The following is a 15,029-nucleotide window of genomic DNA, read 5'->3' as shown; positions in this document are numbered from 1 at the left end:
GACGATCACAGGTACGGTCCCGGCGCGGGCGGCCGCTCGCGCTGCTCCAGGCGCGGCTCGGGGCGGGTCACCACGTCCGGCTCGACGTCCGGCCCCGGCTCCCGCCCTTCGTCGAGGACCGTGATGGCCAGGTCGCCGTTCCGCACGCCGACGTGCGCGCGCTGGCCGGCTTTGAGGGTGCCGTCCAGCAGCAGCCGCGACAGCGTGTTGTCGAGCTTGCGCTGGATCGTGCGGCGCAGCGGCCGGGCGCCGAAGTGCGGCTGGTAGCCCTCGCGGGCCAGCCAGTCGATCGCGGCCGGGTCCAGGTCCAAGGTGACGTTCTGGGCGTGCAGGCGCCGCCGGGTGTCCTCCAGCAGCAGGACCGTGATCTGCCGCAGGTGCTCCGCGGACAGCCTGTGGAAGACCATGATCTCGTCCACGCGGTTGAGGAACTCCGGGCGGAACCGCTGCTGCAGCAGCCGCACGAGCTGCCCGCGCAGCCCGGCGGCGGCCTCCCCGGGATGGGCCATGATGAGGTCGGCGCCCAGGTTGGAGGTCATGATCAGCACGGTGTTCCTGAAGTCGACCGTGCGGCCCTGCGCGTCCGTGAGCCGCCCGTCGTCGAGCACCTGCAGCAGCAGGTTGAACACGTCCGGGTGGGCCTTCTCGACCTCGTCCAGCAGGACCACCGCGTACGGCTTGCGCCGCACCTGCTCGGTGAGCTGACCGGCCTCCTCGTACCCCACGTAGCCGGGCGGCGCGCCGACCAGCCGGGAGACGGCGTGGCGTTCCTGGAACTCGCTCATGTCGAACCGGATCATCCGGTCCTGATCCCCGAACAGCGCCTCGGCCAGCGCCCTGGCCAGCTCTGTCTTGCCCACGCCGGTCGGTCCGAGGAAGAGGAAGGAGCCGATCGGCCGGTTCGGGTCGCTCAGCCCCGCCCGGGAGCGGCGCACCGCCTCCGCGACCGCCACCACGGCCTCGTCCTGGCCGACCACGCGGTGGTGCAGGTGCTCCTCCAGAGCCAGCAGGCGGTCCTTCTCCTCCTGGGTGAGCTGGGCGACGGGGATGCCGGTGATACGGGAGACGACCTCGGCGATCTCGTTCGCGGTGACCTCGGGAACCCCCTGGCGGCCGCCGTGGGCCTGCTCGATCCTGGTCCGCAGGCCGGCGATCTCGTCGCGGAGCTCGCGGGCCCGCTCGTAGTCCTCCAGCTCCACCGCCTGGTCCTTCTCCCTGAGGCACTGCTCGAGGTGCTCTTCGAGCTCGCGGGTGTCGCTGGGGGTGGTCCTGCTGCGCAGCGCCACCCGGGCCCCGGCCTGGTCCATCAGGTCGATGGCCTTGTCGGGCAGGAAGCGGCCGGAGACGTACCGGTCGGACAGCTCGGCCGCCGCGATCAGGGCGTCGTCGGTGAACTTGACCTGGTGGTGCGCCTCGTACCGGTCGCGCAGGCCGCGCAGGATCTCGATGGTGTCGGCGACGCTCGGCTCGGGGACCAGGATGGGCTGGAAACGGCGCTCCAGCGCCGCGTCCTTCTCGATGTGCCTGCGGTACTCGTCCAACGTGGTCGCGCCGATGACGTGCAGCTCACCGCGGGCCAGGGCGGGTTTGAGCATGTTCGAGGCGTCGATGGCGCCCTCGGCGCCGCCCGCACCCACGACCGTGTGCAACTCGTCGATGAAGACGATGAGGTCCTCGGCGTTCGCCCGGATCTCGTCCATGACCTTGGTCAGGCGTTCTTCGAACTCGCCGCGGAATTTGGTCCCGGCGACCATGCCGGGCAGGTCCAGCTGGACCACCCGCTTGTTCTTGAGCGTCTCGGGCACCTCGCCCTCCACGATGCGCTGCGCCAGCCCTTCGACGACCGCGGTCTTGCCGACGCCCGGCTCGCCGATGAGACAGGGGTTGTTCTTGGTCCGCCGCGACAGCACCTCCACGGCCTGGGCGATCTCGTCGTCCCGCCCGATCACCGGGTCGACGCCGCCGTCGCGGGCCGCTGCGCTGAGGTCCCTGCCGTACTGGTCGAGCGTGGGGGTCGTGCTGGGCGGGCGGCGCGCCGGCGCCGCCTCGGTCTCCGCGCCCAGCGACTGGGGGGTGACGTGCGAGCCGCGCAGCAGCCGGCCCGCCGTCGACTGCTGGTTGGCGGACAGGGCCAGGACCAGGTGGGGCGCGCCGATGTAGGAGTTGCCCGTGGCACGCGCCACCTGCCGGGCGTCCAGCAGCGCCCGCTTGGCGGCGGGCGCGAGCGGGATCGGCCCCTGGCGCGGCTCGCGCTGCTCGGCCTGCTCCTCGACCGCGCGGGCGATCGCCGCCGGATCGGCCCCGGCCTGCTCCAGGAAGCGCCGGGTAGTGTCCGTCTGCGTGGCCGCCCAGAGCAGGTGCTCGGTGTCGAGATAGTCCGCGCCCCACGAGATCGCGCGCTCGGCCGCCGCCCGCAGCAGGTCGATCGCGTCCTCGCTCAGAAGGCGGCCGAGGTCCACCCGTCTGACCACCCCCGGCTGTCCCACCCCGAAGAACCGCGCCAGCAGGTCGTCCATCGGCCCGAAACCATAGGGCCAGTACTCACCAGTGCTCATGCTGCTCCCCTCCGATCCCGGGGCGCCTACCCGTCGCACCGGCCGCATAACGACACCCCACGGTCGCCACCGCTCAGGCGAAGCACCTCTCCCTTGGTCCGGGCCCTTCGCCGGTGCGGCGCCATGGCGATCCGCATGAAGGTTCTTCTACAATGGCATTGCGCTAGACCATTTGACTGTAGTGAATTCTGGTTGGGGGCTCCCGCTGAACGGCACAGTGCGGATCGAGGACGGGCAGGATCGGGTGCTGGTGCGGCTCGACCGCCCGCACGTGCGCAACGCGATCGACGCGGCGATGGTGGCGGACCTCCACGAGGTGTGCGCCGAGCTGGAACGCCGCCCCCGGGTGATGGTGATCACCGGCGGCGACGGCGTCTTCGCGGCCGGCGCCGACATCCGGGAGCTGCGTGAGCGCCGCCGGGAGGACGCCCTGGCGGGCATCAACAGCGGCCTGTTCGACCGGATCGCCCGGCTGCCGCTGCCCACGATCGCCGCCATCGACGGCCCGGCCCTCGGCGGGGGCGCGGAGCTGGCCTACGCGTGCGACTTCCGCATCGCGACGCCGCGGGCCCGGTTCGGCAATCCGGAGGCGGGGCTCGGGATCATGGCCGCGGCCGGGGCCTGCTGGCGGCTGCGTGAGCTGGTCGGCGAGCCGCTGGCCAAGGAGGTCCTGCTGGCCGGGAGAGTGCTGTCCGCCGAGGAGGCGCAAACCGTCAGGCTGGTGAACGAGCTGGTCGCCGAGGATGAGCTGCTGCCCGCGGCCGACCGGCTGGCGGCGCGCATCGGCAGGAACGCGCCGCTGGCGCTGCGCCTGACCAAGCTCGCGCTCGCCGCGCCGCCCGGCGCGCACCCGCGCTTCGACGACGTGGCCCAGGCCGTGCTGTTCGAGACCGAGGACAAGTACGAGCGCATGACGGCGTTCCTGGAGCGCCGCCGCTGACGCACCGCACGGCCTCCCGGCGCGTCGGCCAGCGACCCGTTCGCCACCCGCCACACCGGGTTGCCGCCTGCTCGACCCGGTTGCCGCCCGCCGCCCCCATCGGCCCCGTTGGCCCTTCCCCGCCGAGCCCGCACCGGCTCCTACCGAGAGGCGGCGCAGGTGCGTGCGGCGCGTCCTCGAGGGCCGAGGCGCCCGGCCGTCAGGGGTCGAGTCTGCGGAGTTCGTGCCGGTAGCGCTTGGCGTTGGCCCGGTACTCCGCCACGCCGTAGTCGATCCACTCGCGCTGCGCCGAGCCGTCCATCGGCCTGGCGCGGGCGGGCACGCCGAGCGCCATGTGACCGGCCGGGATCTCCGCGCCCTCGGGCACGAGCGCCTGGGCGCCGACCACCGAGCCGGTCCGGACCACGGCGCGGTTCAGGACCACCGCGCCGGAGCCGATGAGGCAGCGGTCCTCGACCGTGCATCCTTCCAGGTGGGCGTTGTGCCCGACGACGCAGTCGCTGCCGATCACGGTGGGCCATCGATCGGTGGTGTGCAGGACGGTGCCGTCCTGGACGGAGGTGCGCTCACCGATCTCGATGCGGCCGAAGTCCGCCCGCAGCACCGCGGCCGGCCACACGGACGCCTCCGCGCCGAGGGTGACGGCGCCGATGACGACGGCGTCCGGGTGGACGTAGGCGTCCGGATGGATCCGCGGCTCCTGGTCGCCGAGTGCGTAGAGGGGCATCGCTCACCGGCTCGCGACCATGGGGGTGTCCACGCCGACCCGGCCCGTCCTGCTCGACCCCCCGGGGGCGCCGAGCGGCGCGTCGCGGCCCGGCAGGACCTCGACGAAGAAGCGGCGGTTGTCCTCGACGAAGTCGGCGTCCTCGGCGGCGACCCGCCGGTCCTGGCTGATCGCCTCGACGGGGCACACGGGCTCGCACGCGCCGCAGTCGATGCACTCCTTGGGGTTGATGTAGAGCTTGCGCTCCCCCTCGTAGATGCAGTCGACGGGGCACTCCTCGACGCACGACTTGTCCATGACGTCGATGCAGGGCGCGGCGATGACGTACGGCATGCGGATCTCCTGACTAGACCGGGGCGGGGTTGTCGGTCGAGTGCCCCGGGAAGAGCTGGGCGGCGGGATCGAGGTGCACGGCGGCGTTGTTGACGGCCGTGGCGACCTCGCCGAAGCCGACCGCGATCAGCCTGACCTTGCCGTCGTAGTCGGCGATGTCGCCGGCGGCGAAGATGCCGGGCACGTTGGTGCGCATCGCGGAGTCGACCACCAGGTGGCGGTTGTCGTGCAGGTCGAGCCCCCATTCGCGGAGCGGCCCGAGGTTGGCGGTGAAGCCGAGGGCGGCGACGAGCCGCTGGCACGGGAGGGTGTGCCCCGTGCTGAGCTCGATGCGCTCCAGCCGGTCGCCGCCGAGGGCGGCGGTGACCTGGGCGTTGGTGACGATCTCCACGGGCGAGGCCTTGAGCCGCTCGACCGAGCCGTGGTGGGCGCGGAAGGCGGCGCGGCGGTGCACGAGCGTGACGCTCGCGGCGACGGGGTGGAGCATGAGGGCCCAGTCCACGGCGCTGTCGCCGCCGCCGACCACGACGACGTCCTTCGCTGCGTAGTCCGCGCCGTCCGGCACGAAGTACTCCAGCCCCCTGCCGAGGAACTCCTCCCCGGCGGGGAGCGGGCGCGGCGTGAAGGTGCCGATGCCGCCGGTCACGATGACGGCGCCGGCGTTGATCTCGGTGCCGGCGCTGGTCTTGACCACGAGGCGGCCGTTGAGGCCGTGTTCGAGCCGCTGGGCCTCCTGCCCGAGCAGGTACGCCGGCTCGTACGGCGCCGCCTGCTCGACCAGGTTGGCGATGAGCCGGCGGCCGGAGACGGCGGGGAATCCGGCGATGTCGTAGATCTGCTTCTCCGGGTACATCGCGCTGACCTGGCCGCCGACCTGGCTCAGCGAGTCGACGACCGCCGTCTTCAGCCCGCGCACGCCGGCGTAGTAGGCGCCGAAGAGGCCGACCGGCCCGGCTCCGACGATCAGCACGTCGACGTCGACGGCGCTCATCAGAGCACCTCCCGCTCCGCGACGAGCTCCCGGACCTTGAACCGCTGGATCTTCCCGGTCGCGGTCTTGGGCAGCTGTTCGAGGAAGATCACGTGCCGTGGGCGCTTGAACGACGCCAGGCCGTCGCGGCACCACTGGATGAGCTCCTCGGCGGTGACGTCCCCGCGGCTGACCACGCAGGCGACCGGCTTGTCGAGCCCGTGCTCGTCGGCCAGGCCGACGACGGCCGCCTCCTGGACGGCCGGGTGCTCCAGCAGGCGGCTCTCGACCTCCGTCGGCGACACCCAGATGCCTCCGGCCTTGAGCAGGTCGTTGCTGCGGCCCAGACAGGTGTAGTAGCCGTCCGGCGAGCGGACGTAGGTGTCGCCGGTGTTGAGCCATTCGCCGGCGAACACGGAGCGGCTGGCGTCGGTGCGCCGCCAGTAGCCCAGCGCGATGGACTCGCCGCGCACGTACAGGGAGCCGGGCTGCCCGTCGGGCACCGGCTTCCCGTCGGCGTCGCGCAGCTCGATGTCGTAGCCGGGCACCGGGCGGCCGGTGGTGCCGGGACGCACGTCGCCCGGGCTGTTGGACAGGAAGATGTGCAGCGCCTCGGTGGAGCCGATGCCGTCGATGAGCTCGACGCCGAAGCGGCCGGCGAACCGCTCCTGCAGCGGCGCGGGCAGCGCCTCCCCCGCCGAGACGCCGAGCCGTACCGACGCGAACGTCTCGGCGGGCAGGCCGGCGGCGAGCAGGGCGGCGTAGAAGGTGGGGACGCCGAAGAACAGCGTCGGCAGGTCGGCGGCCATGCGCTCGGCCGTCACGGCGGGGGTGGGGCGGCGCGGCTCCAGCACGGTCGCGGCGCCGGCCGAGAGCGGGAAGAACATCGCGTTGCCGATGCCGTAGGCGAAGAAGAGCTTGGCGACGGAGAAGCAGACGTCGTCGGGCCGGATGCCGAGCACCTGGTCGCCGTAGGTCTCGCAGACGTGGCGGATGTTGGCGTGGCGGTGCATGGCGCCCTTGGGCGTGCCGGTGGTGCCGGAGGTGTAGAGCCACAGGGCCCAGGAGTCCGCGTCGGTGACGGCGGGCTCGCGGGGCAGTCCTTCGCCGGACTTGAGCAGCTCCTCCCAGGTCAAGGCGGTGCTCCCGGACGGCGCGTCGCCGTCCCACACCAGGTGGCGCACCTCGGGCGCCAGGGTGAGGGCCTCCTGGAGGCGGGGCTCGTACTCGGGGCTCGCGATCACCACGGCGGCGCCGGAGTCGGCGATGATCGTGCCGAGCTCCTTGGCCCCGAGCATGGTGGAGACCGGCACGGCCACGAAGCCGCCGCTGAAGGCGGCGAGGATGCCGGCGAACATGGGCAGGTCGTCGTTGGTGACGAACACGACGCGGTCGTCGCGGCGCAGGCCGAGGCCGCGCAGGGCGGCGGTGACGGTCCCGACGAGGTCCGACAGCCCGGCGTAGGTGAGCGTGGCTTCGCCGCGCCGGACCGCCACGCGGCCGCCGCGGCCCTCCCGCACGTGGCGGTGGACGAGCCAGTCCCCGGCGTTGAACTCGTTCTCACTCATGATCAGACCCGCTCCACGTCATAGTCGCCCTTGCGGCCGGTGCCGTAGCGGCGCAGGGCGCCGTCGGGGCCCGACGCGTTGGGGCGAATGAAGATCCAGTTCTGCCAGGCGGTGAGCCTACCGAAGATCTTCGTCTCGAGGGTCTCCGGGCCGGCGAAGCGGTGGTTGGCCTCCATGCCGGTGAGCGCGTCAGGCGACAGCGAGGCGCGTTCCTCCAGCACGATGCGCAGCTCTTCCTCGAAGTCGATGTCGTCCAGTGCCAGGGTGACCAGGCCGAGCTCCTGCGCGGCGGCGGCGTCCAGCGGCTCGCCGAGCCTGGCGCGGACGGCCGCCAGGTCCCCGTCGTTGCCCCAGAAGCGCGACTCCAGGCGGGACAGCCCGTTGCCCATCGGGTAGTCGCCGTCGTTGGACGGGGTCAGCAGGAGGGTGGCGGGGGCGGCATCGGCGTCGCGGTCCTCGTAGACGCCCTCCAGCATGTACTGCCGGTCGGCGGCCAGGGCCAGCTCGGCCAGCAGGCCGGCGAAGGCGGTGCCGGGGTCGATGACGGCGATGAGGCTGCGGCTGGTGACGTCGAGCCGCTTGAGAGTGCGCTTGTAGTAGTGGCGCACCTCGTTGACGAACCAGTCGCCGGCCTGCTCGCGCAGCTGGGCGTCGTAGGCGAGCACCCGCTCGGGGTCGCCGACGGCACGCAGCACCCAGATGCCGAGCTCCAGCTCGTTGGTCCGCAGGTGGAGGATGAGGTCGTCCAGCGCGCGCGTCACGGCGAGCGGCCAGTATTCCGCCCCCTGCGCCGCGGGGTCGGCGGGCGGGGCGTCGGCCGGGCCCGACACCGTGATCTCGACGAGGCGGTTCGCCCGGTCGATGCGCGCCGACAGGTACGGGTAGGTGATGGCGTCGGCCTCGTCCTTGCGCTCCAGCGGCGTCAGGACCACGCCCTTCGCGTCCGAAGGCCGTGTGGAGGCCGCCACCGCCTCGCCCGCACGCCTGGCCACCTCATCGTCGAACGAGTGGCGTGGCACGGCGGCGTCCACCAGGCCCCATTCGACGGCCGTACGGCCGCGGAAGCCCTCCGCCTTGGTGGCGAACAGGTCGGCGCGGTCCTTGCGCACGTGCCGCTTGTCCACGACGCGGGTCAGGCCGCCGGTGCCCGGCAGCACGCCGAGCAGCGGCACCTCGGGCAGGGAGACGGCCGAGGAGCCGTCGTCGACGAGGACGATCTGGTCGCAGGCCAGCGCGAGCTCGTAGCCACCGCCCGCGGCGGTGCCGTTGAGCGCGGCGATCCAGGTCTGGCCGGAGTGCTCGGTGGCGTCCTCGATGCCGTTGCGGGTCTCGTTGGTGAACTTGCAGAAGTTCACCTTCCACGCGTGGGTGGACTGGGCCAGCATGCGGATGTTCGCGCCGGCGCAGAACATGCGCTCCAGGCCGCCGGTCAGCACGACGGCCTTGACCTCGGGGTGCTCGAAGCGGAGCCGCTGGACGATGTCGTAGAGCTCGATGTCGACGCCGAGGTCGTAGGAGTTCATCTTGAGCTCGTAGCCGGGGACCAGGCCGCCGTGCTCGTCCACGCGCAGCGTGACGGTGGCCACCGCCCCGTCCACGTGGAGCGTCCAGTGGCGGTAGCGGTCGGGGGAGGTCGCGAAGGTGACGGTCAATGCGCGCTCCATGGGGGGTTGGGCCTCACTGCCTAATATTCGACGCCATCTCGGTGTGACGTCAAGAGTTTGTAGTGTTTAGAGGAGGCCTTCGTCGGCCAGGTGCACGTAGTCGAACTCGACCGGCTGGTCGTTGATGCCGGTCTTCGGCGGGGCGATCCAGCCGGCGAACTTGCCGTACTCGTACTCGGGGATCATGAGGGAGGCCACCTTCTCGCGGTCCTCGGGCGTGGGCAGCCACTCGGCGGCCCGGGCGTTCCAGGCGTCCTCGTCGACGACCTCGCCCTGCGGGGTCACGTGGTGGCCCGCGTACACGCCGACCTTGCGGTTGAAGCCCTCGTGCGGCAGGTAGAGCCGCTCGGACAGCCCGGCGTCCTCGAGCGCCTGGTTCCAGCGGCGCACGCCGTTGGCGCAGTCGGCGACGTACTCGTCGCGCAGGTCGAGGTTGAGCGCGCTGAGCATCGGCACGGTCTTCGTCTTGATCTGGCCGTCCTCGACGTAGCGCAGCTCGCGGGTGGCGTCGAGGAGCACGTGGTCGTCCTTGCGCCGGGTCTCCATCCAGCGGCCCTTCAGGCCGGAGGTGTAGTAGTTGCCGGCGTTGGTGGACTGCTCGGACCCGAACAGGTCCATCGAGACGGAGAACTGGAAGTTCAGGTATTTCTGGATGATGTCCAGCGGGATGCCGCCGTGCGGGAGGATGTCGGCCGTGTCGTGCTCCTTCATGAGCTCGGCGGTGCGCTCCAGGGTCCGCTGCACCCCGGTGGTGCCCACGAACATGTGGTGGGCCTCCTCCTTGAGCATGAACTCGCAGGTGCGCGCGAGAGGGTCGAAGGCCGACTCCTTGAGCGTGCCGAGCTGGTACTTCCCGTCGCGGTCGGTGAAGTACGTGAACATGAAGAACTGCAGCCAGTCGGTGGTCGCCTCGTTGAACGCGCCCAGGATGCGCGGCGCGTCGAGGTCGCCGGAGTTGCGCTTGAGCAGCTGCTCGGCCTCCTCGCGGCCCTCGCGCCCGAAGTAGGCGTGCAGCAGGTAGACCATCGCCCACAGGTGGCGGCCCTCCTCCACGTTGACCTGGAAGAGGTTGCGCAGGTCGTAGATGCTGGGCGCGGTGTGGCCGAGGACGCGCTGCTGCTCGACCGAGGCGGGCTCGGTGTCGCCCTGGATGACGATCAGCCGCATCAGGTCGGCCCGGTGCTCGCCGGGCACCTCCTGCCAGGCGGGCTCGCCCTTGTGCTTGCCGAAGTTGACCTTGCGGTCGGGGTCGCGCTCGGCGAGGAAGATGCCCCAGCGGTACTCGTCCATGGGGACGTGGGCGAAGTGCGCCCAGCCGTCGCGGCCCACGGCGATCGCCGTGCGCAGGTAGACGTCCTTGGTGGGAAGGGCCGGGCCGAGCTGCTTCCACCACTCCAGGAACTTCGGCTGCCAGCCTTCGAGGGCGCGCTGCAGGCGGCGGTCGCCGGCCAGGTTGACGTTGTTGGGGATGCGCTCGCTGTAGTCCACGCGGCTGAGCGGGCCGGTGGGCGCGGGGGCGGCGCCGGTACGGGTGTCGTCGATGCTCACCACTGCTCTCCTTCTCCAGGTCTGAGTCGTCAGTTGATGATCGAGTCGAGGGTAGCGAGGCTGCCCTGGATGGCGGTGCGCTGCAGGTGGGCGTGGACGGCACGCAGCCCGCCCTCCTCCTGGCCGCCGCCCGCCCGCCCGGGGCCGCCGTGGACGAGCTGCGGCATGGGCGTGCCGTGCCCCGTGGACTCGGCGGCGCTGTCGCGGTCGAGCACGAGCAGGCGGCCGTGGTGGGCGGCGGCCCCGAGCACGACCCGCCGGACGAAGCCGGGGTCGTACGACACCACCGACCCGGCCAGCGACCCCTCGCCGCGGGCGATCAGCTCGTTCACCTCGGCGGCGTCCCGGTAGGGCATGAGCGTGCTGACCGGGCCGAACGCCTCCACCTCGTGCGGCTCAGGACGGGCCGGGTCGTCCGCGCGCAGCAGCAGCGGCGACACGAACGCGCCGCGCTCGGCGTCGGCGCCCACCACCTCGACCTTGTCCGGGTCGCCGTAGATCACCGAGCCGGCCCGGGCCAGGCGCGCGACGGCCGCCCGCACGTCCTCGCGCTGGGCCAGGCCGACGAGCGCGCCCATCGTCACGCCGTCGGCGCCGGGCGCGCCCACGACGACCCGCGCCAGCCTGGCCTCGACCGCCTCGCCGACGGCGTCGAGGAGGTTCGCCGGGACGAACGCGCGGCGGATCGCGGTGCACTTCTGCCCTGCCTTGACCGTCATCTCGGTGACGAGGGCGTCGGCGAACAGATCGAACTCCGGCTCCCCCGGCACGGCGTCCGGGCCGAGCACGGAGCAGTTGAGGGAGTCGGCCTCGGCGTTGAACCGCGCCGAGCGGCGGGTGACGGCGGGGTCGGAGCGCAGCCGGGCGGCCGTGTCCGCCGAGCCGGTGAAGCCGATGTGGTCCTGCCCGCCGAGCAGGTCGAGCAGGCCGGGAACGCCGCCCGCGACGAGCTGGAGCGCCCCCGGCGGCAGCAGGTCCGCGATGATCCGGACGGCGTGGGCCGCGATGTACGCGGTCGGCGTGGCGGGCTTGACGATCGTGGGCAGCCCGGCGAGGAACGCGGGCGCGAGCTTCTCCAGCATGCCCCACACGGGGAAGTTGTAGGCGTTGATCTGCAGCGAGAGCCCGCGCGGCGTGGTGAGGACGTGGCGGCCCGCGAACGTGCCGCCCTTGCCGAGCGGCACCGGGTCGTCCTCGACGATCAGGGTGTGGTCGGGCAGGCCTTTGCGGGCGAGGCCGACGTAGACGAGCGCCGTGCCGATGCCGCCGTCCACGTCCACCGCCGCGTCGCGGCGCGTGGCCCCGGCCCGCGCCGACAGGTCGTACAGCTCCTGCCTGCGCTCCTGCAACGCCAGCGCGGCCGCTTTGAGCGCGGCGGCGCGCTGCGGGAAGGTCAGCTCGCCGAGTTCGGCCAGGCCGGTGCGGCGGGCGTAGGCCACCGCGGCGGCGAGGTCGAGTCCCTCCCCGCTGACCCGGGTGACGGTCTCGCCGGTCACCGCGTCGGCGACCGCGACCCCCTTCCCCGTCCCGGCGCGCCAGTCCCCTGCGAGATAGCTCTCCAGCATGCTCATGACTCGCTCCAGTCGTAGAAGCCCTTGCCGGTCTTGCGCCCGAGACGGCCCTCCTCGACCATCCGGACGAGCAGGTCCGGCGGGGTGAAGCGGGGGCCCAGCTCGCGTTCGAGGTAGCGGGCGATGCCGAGCCGCACGTCCAGGCCCACCAGGTCGGTGAGCCGCAGCGGCCCGGTCGGGTGGCCGTAGCCGAGCGTCATCGCGGCGTCGATGTCCTCGGGCTCGGCGACGCCGGACTCGACCATGCGGATCGCCTCCAGGCCGAGCAGGACGCCGAGCCTGCTGCTGGCGAAGCCGGGCGAGTCGCGGACGACCACGGCGGTCTTGCCGAGCGCCGCCACCCAGGCGACGGCCCGGTCCCGCAGGGCCGGATCGGTGGCGGGCGCGATGACCACCTCGACGAGCCTGCTGGCCGGGACGGGGTTGAAGAAGTGCAGCCCCAGGAAGCGCCCGGGCCGGGCGAGGGCCTCGGCGAGCGTGGCGAGCGAGATGCCGCTGGTGTTGGAGGCGATGACGGCGCCGGGCTCGACCGCGTCCTCGACAGCGCGCAGCGTGACCAGCTTGAGGTCCACGTCCTCGGGGACCGCCTCGATCACCAGGCCGCATCCGGCCAGCTCGGCGTGGCCGAGGGCGGTGGTCAGGCGGGACATGGGCTCTTCCGGGCCCGCGATCAGGCCCCGCTTCGCGCTGCCCTGGACGGCGCGCGACACCCGGTCGCGGGCGGCGGCCGCGGCCGCCGCGTCGCGCTCCAGCACGGTGACGTCGCAACCGGCGAGGAGCAGGGCGTGCGCGATGCCGGCGCCCATGCGCCCGCCGCCCACGACCCCGCACCGCCGCGGCAGCGTCGAGATCTCGCTCATTCCTCCAACATGCCACATTGTCGTTGCGTAGCGGAAGAGAGATGTAGTGAATCGAAGGTGAAGATCACATAATCATAGAGCACCCGAAGTCTCGATTGATGACAAACCCTTGACGTCCCATCACAGAACTGTGGATTCTGTGCGCACGCCATCCCCCAGGAGCCGACATGGGTGTTCTCTCCCTCCTCCGCATACTCGCACCCGCCGCCGTGCGCGCATTGTCGGGTAGCGCCGGTTCGAGCCTCAGCCAGTCCAGCGGCGAACAGGCCGGCGGCGCCGTGAGGATCGGGTCGCTGGTGCCGCGGTCGGGCCGCGATCGCGCCCATGCCCTCCTCGGCGTCGGCTAGCTCTTCCCACAACCGAACACATCTGGCGGAGGTCGCCATGACTCCCAGCGACATGACCCCGACCAACGAGTTGCGCCCGGAGATCGCGATGTCCTGGCGGCGCTGCCGGATGAGCGGGCTGGGGCCCGCGGCGCCGCACCTCCGCTTCGAGGCCGGCGAGGTCGACCGGCGCAGCCGGCTCGTCGCCGCGGCCCGGCCGGTCCTGGAACAGCTCGCCGAGCAGCTCGGCGACGCCGGGTACTGCGTCATCCTGGCCGATCGGGAGTCGCGGCTGGTGGACGTGCCGATCGGGGCGCGCACGCTGCGCGACCGGCTGGCGGCGCTGGGCGTGGTGGCCGGCGGGGTGTTCATGGAGGAGACCACCGGGACCAACTCGATCGCCACGGTGTACGAGCTGCGCCGCGGCCTCGCCGTGCACGGCGAGGAGCACTACCTGGAGCCGTTCAAGCGCTTCAGCTGCTACGGGCACCCGATCGTCCATCCGGTGACCCATCGGCTGGAGGGCGTCCTCGACATCACCTGCCTGGCCGAGAACGACTCCCCGCTGCTCGGCCCGTTCCTGACCCGGGCGGTGAGCGACATCGAGGAGCGGCTGCTGCAGACCGCGCGCCGCGCCGAGCAGCGGATGCTGGCCGCGTTCCAGGCCGCGGCGGCCGGGCACAACCGGCCGGTGCTGGTGCTCGGCGAGGGCGTGGTGCTGGCCAACCCGGCGGCCGTGGAGCTCCTCGACCCGATCGATCACCTGCTGCTGCGGGAGCTCGCGGCCGACCTCGCCGGCCGGGGGCGTCACGAGGAGCGGTCCGTCGAGCTGTCGTCGGGGCGCAGGCTCGCGGTCCGGTTGGAGGCCGTCACCTCGGGGGCGGACGGGGTGCTGTTCGAATTCACGGATCCGCGCGAGACCCGCCGCGCCACCGCCCGCACCGCGCCCCCGCGCCCCGGCACGCCCGTGTACGTCAGCGGCGCGCCAGGCACGGGCCGCACGACAACGGTCCGATCCCTGGCCAGGGACGCCGGGATCGATGTGACCAGGACACCCGCCGGACGGGAGCCCGGCGGCATCGCACCCGCCTCCGAGACACCCGCCGGACGGGAGACCGGCGGCGCCGCGCCCGCCACCGAGACACCCGCCGGACCGGAGACCGGCGGCGCCGCGTCGGCCCCCGCCAAGACACCCACTGGGCGGGGAGCCGGGGGCGGCGCGGCCCATGCGGCTGTGGCGGCCGCCGGGCGGGGAGGGGGGATCGTGGCGCTCGACGCCTCCGAGGCGGCGGTCAAAGGGGAGGCCGAGTGGCTGGCCGAGCTCGACGCCGCGGCGGCCGCACGGCCGGGACTGCTGCTGGTCGAGGACGCCCATCTGCTGCCCGACGCGTGCGCGGTTCACCTGCGGCGCCTCATGGAGCGCGGCGGGGTGTGGATCGCGCTGACCGGCGCGCCGGTGGCCGAGCTGACCGGGTACGCAGCCACGCTCGCCGCCGGGTGCCCCGCCCGGATCGGACTGCCCGCCCTGCGGGACCGAGCCGACGAGCTGCCGGCACTCGTGCGGGCCATGCTCCACGAGCTCGGGGCAGGCGATCGGGTGCGGTTCACCCCGGCCGCCCTCGCCGCCCTGGCCGGTCACCCGTGGCCGGGCAACCTGCGCGAGCTGCGCACCGTGCTGGAGACCGTGGTGGCGCACCGCTCGGCGGGCGACGTGACGCCCCGCGACCTGCCCGCGAGCTACCAGGTCAGCCCCCGGCTGCGCCGGATGACGCCCCTGGAGCGGGCCGAGCACGACGCGATCGCCGCCGCGCTGCGCGAGCACGACGGCAACAAGCTGCGTGCCGCCCAGCGGCTCGGCATCAGCCGGACGACGCTCTACAACCGTATGCGGGCCCTGCAGATCTCAGTGTCCAAGAGTTGAACAGTGCGCCGGGCGCGCGCCGACCTACGTTGCCGGTGAGAAACCC

The 15,029-nt window shown here is 72.7% G+C and carries 12 protein-coding genes; 3 read left to right on the top strand and 9 right to left on the bottom strand.

Going from position 1 to position 15,029, the window contains the following annotated elements:
- Window positions 1–5: 5 nt before the first annotated feature.
- The gene (locus ID574_RS45475) at window positions 6–2,555 is read right to left on the bottom strand and encodes an ATP-dependent Clp protease ATP-binding subunit (protein ID WP_188195280.1); all 2,550 of its coding nucleotides are present in this window, start codon (window positions 2,553–2,555) and stop codon (window positions 6–8) included.
- A gap of 181 nt (window positions 2,556–2,736) precedes the next feature.
- Here ID574_RS45475 and ID574_RS45470 point away from each other — a divergent pair, with 181 nt between their 5' ends.
- Window positions 2,737–3,495 (top strand): enoyl-CoA hydratase-related protein, encoded by a 759-nt coding sequence (locus tag ID574_RS45470; RefSeq protein ID WP_188195364.1) that lies wholly within the window; start codon window positions 2,737–2,739, stop codon window positions 3,493–3,495.
- A 199-nt stretch (window positions 3,496–3,694) separates the two neighbouring features.
- On the opposite strand, the gene ID574_RS45465 is transcribed toward ID574_RS45470, so the two are convergent.
- The 8 genes from ID574_RS45465 to ID574_RS45430 form a co-directional block, all read right to left on the bottom strand.
- Window positions 3,695–4,222 (bottom strand): gamma carbonic anhydrase family protein, encoded by a 528-nt coding sequence (locus ID574_RS45465; RefSeq protein ID WP_188195279.1) that lies wholly within the window; start codon window positions 4,220–4,222, stop codon window positions 3,695–3,697.
- Window positions 4,223–4,225: 3 nt separating this feature from the next.
- On the bottom strand, window positions 4,226–4,555 hold the full coding sequence (gene fdxA, locus ID574_RS45460; RefSeq protein ID WP_188195278.1) for a ferredoxin: 330 nt from the start codon (window positions 4,553–4,555) through the stop codon (window positions 4,226–4,228).
- Window positions 4,556–4,568: 13 nt separating this feature from the next.
- Complete coding sequence (locus ID574_RS45455) at window positions 4,569–5,546, bottom strand: NAD(P)/FAD-dependent oxidoreductase (protein ID WP_188195277.1); 978 nt, start codon at window positions 5,544–5,546, stop codon at window positions 4,569–4,571.
- Window positions 5,546–7,093, bottom strand: coding sequence for a benzoate-CoA ligase family protein (locus ID574_RS45450; protein WP_188195276.1), 1,548 nt, complete (start codon window positions 7,091–7,093; stop codon window positions 5,546–5,548). The genes ID574_RS45455 and ID574_RS45450 overlap by 1 nt, the downstream gene beginning before the upstream one ends.
- A gap of 2 nt (window positions 7,094–7,095) precedes the next feature.
- Window positions 7,096–8,745 (bottom strand): 2,3-epoxybenzoyl-CoA dihydrolase, encoded by a 1,650-nt coding sequence (gene boxC / locus ID574_RS45445; RefSeq protein ID WP_223167744.1) that lies wholly within the window; start codon window positions 8,743–8,745, stop codon window positions 7,096–7,098.
- A gap of 78 nt (window positions 8,746–8,823) precedes the next feature.
- Window positions 8,824–10,305 (bottom strand): benzoyl-CoA 2,3-epoxidase subunit BoxB, encoded by a 1,482-nt coding sequence (boxB, locus tag ID574_RS45440; protein WP_188195274.1) that lies wholly within the window; start codon window positions 10,303–10,305, stop codon window positions 8,824–8,826.
- Between the two features lie 29 nt (window positions 10,306–10,334).
- On the bottom strand, window positions 10,335–11,876 hold the full coding sequence (gene paaZ, locus ID574_RS45435; RefSeq protein WP_188195273.1) for a phenylacetic acid degradation bifunctional protein PaaZ: 1,542 nt from the start codon (window positions 11,874–11,876) through the stop codon (window positions 10,335–10,337).
- The gene (locus ID574_RS45430) at window positions 11,873–12,736 is read right to left on the bottom strand and encodes a 3-hydroxyacyl-CoA dehydrogenase family protein (protein WP_188195272.1); all 864 of its coding nucleotides are present in this window, start codon (window positions 12,734–12,736) and stop codon (window positions 11,873–11,875) included. The genes paaZ and ID574_RS45430 overlap by 4 nt, the downstream gene beginning before the upstream one ends.
- A gap of 167 nt (window positions 12,737–12,903) precedes the next feature.
- On the opposite strand from ID574_RS45430, the gene ID574_RS45425 reads away from it, so the two are divergent.
- Together ID574_RS45425 and ID574_RS45420 are read left to right on the top strand one after the other, a co-directional pair.
- Window positions 12,904–13,083: a hypothetical protein gene (locus tag ID574_RS45425; RefSeq protein ID WP_188195271.1), complete on the top strand. Its 180-nt coding sequence runs from the start codon at window positions 12,904–12,906 to the stop codon at window positions 13,081–13,083.
- Between the two features lie 37 nt (window positions 13,084–13,120).
- On the top strand, window positions 13,121–14,983 hold the full coding sequence (locus ID574_RS45420; RefSeq protein WP_188195270.1) for a sigma-54-dependent Fis family transcriptional regulator: 1,863 nt from the start codon (window positions 13,121–13,123) through the stop codon (window positions 14,981–14,983).
- Window positions 14,984–15,029: the final 46 nt, after the last annotated feature.

It is taken from the genome of Nonomuraea sp. SYSU D8015 (assembly GCF_008065375.1).
GTDB lineage: Bacteria > Actinomycetota > Actinomycetes > Streptosporangiales > Streptosporangiaceae > Nonomuraea.
This window is presented reverse-complemented; position numbering and strand designations above follow the sequence as displayed.

Excerpts from the sequence above, each read along its gene's own strand:
- ID574_RS45475 (WP_188195280.1), bottom strand. The coding sequence starts at position 2,555 with ATGAGCACTGGTGAGTACTGGCCCTATGGTTTCGGGCCGATGGACGAC.
- ID574_RS45465 (WP_188195279.1), bottom strand. The coding sequence starts at position 4,222 with ATGCCCCTCTACGCACTCGGCGACCAGGAGCCGCGGATCCATCCGGAC.
- fdxA (WP_188195278.1), bottom strand. The coding sequence starts at position 4,555 with ATGCCGTACGTCATCGCCGCGCCCTGCATCGACGTCATGGACAAGTCG.
- ID574_RS45455 (WP_188195277.1), bottom strand. The coding sequence starts at position 5,546 with ATGAGCGCCGTCGACGTCGACGTGCTGATCGTCGGAGCCGGGCCGGTC.
- ID574_RS45450 (WP_188195276.1), bottom strand. The coding sequence starts at position 7,093 with ATGAGTGAGAACGAGTTCAACGCCGGGGACTGGCTCGTCCACCGCCAC.
- paaZ (WP_188195273.1), bottom strand. The coding sequence starts at position 11,876 with ATGAGCATGCTGGAGAGCTATCTCGCAGGGGACTGGCGCGCCGGGACG.
- ID574_RS45430 (WP_188195272.1), bottom strand. The coding sequence starts at position 12,736 with ATGAGCGAGATCTCGACGCTGCCGCGGCGGTGCGGGGTCGTGGGCGGC.
- ID574_RS45425 (WP_188195271.1), top strand. The coding sequence starts at position 12,904 with ATGGGTGTTCTCTCCCTCCTCCGCATACTCGCACCCGCCGCCGTGCGC.
- ID574_RS45420 (WP_188195270.1), top strand. The coding sequence starts at position 13,121 with ATGACTCCCAGCGACATGACCCCGACCAACGAGTTGCGCCCGGAGATC.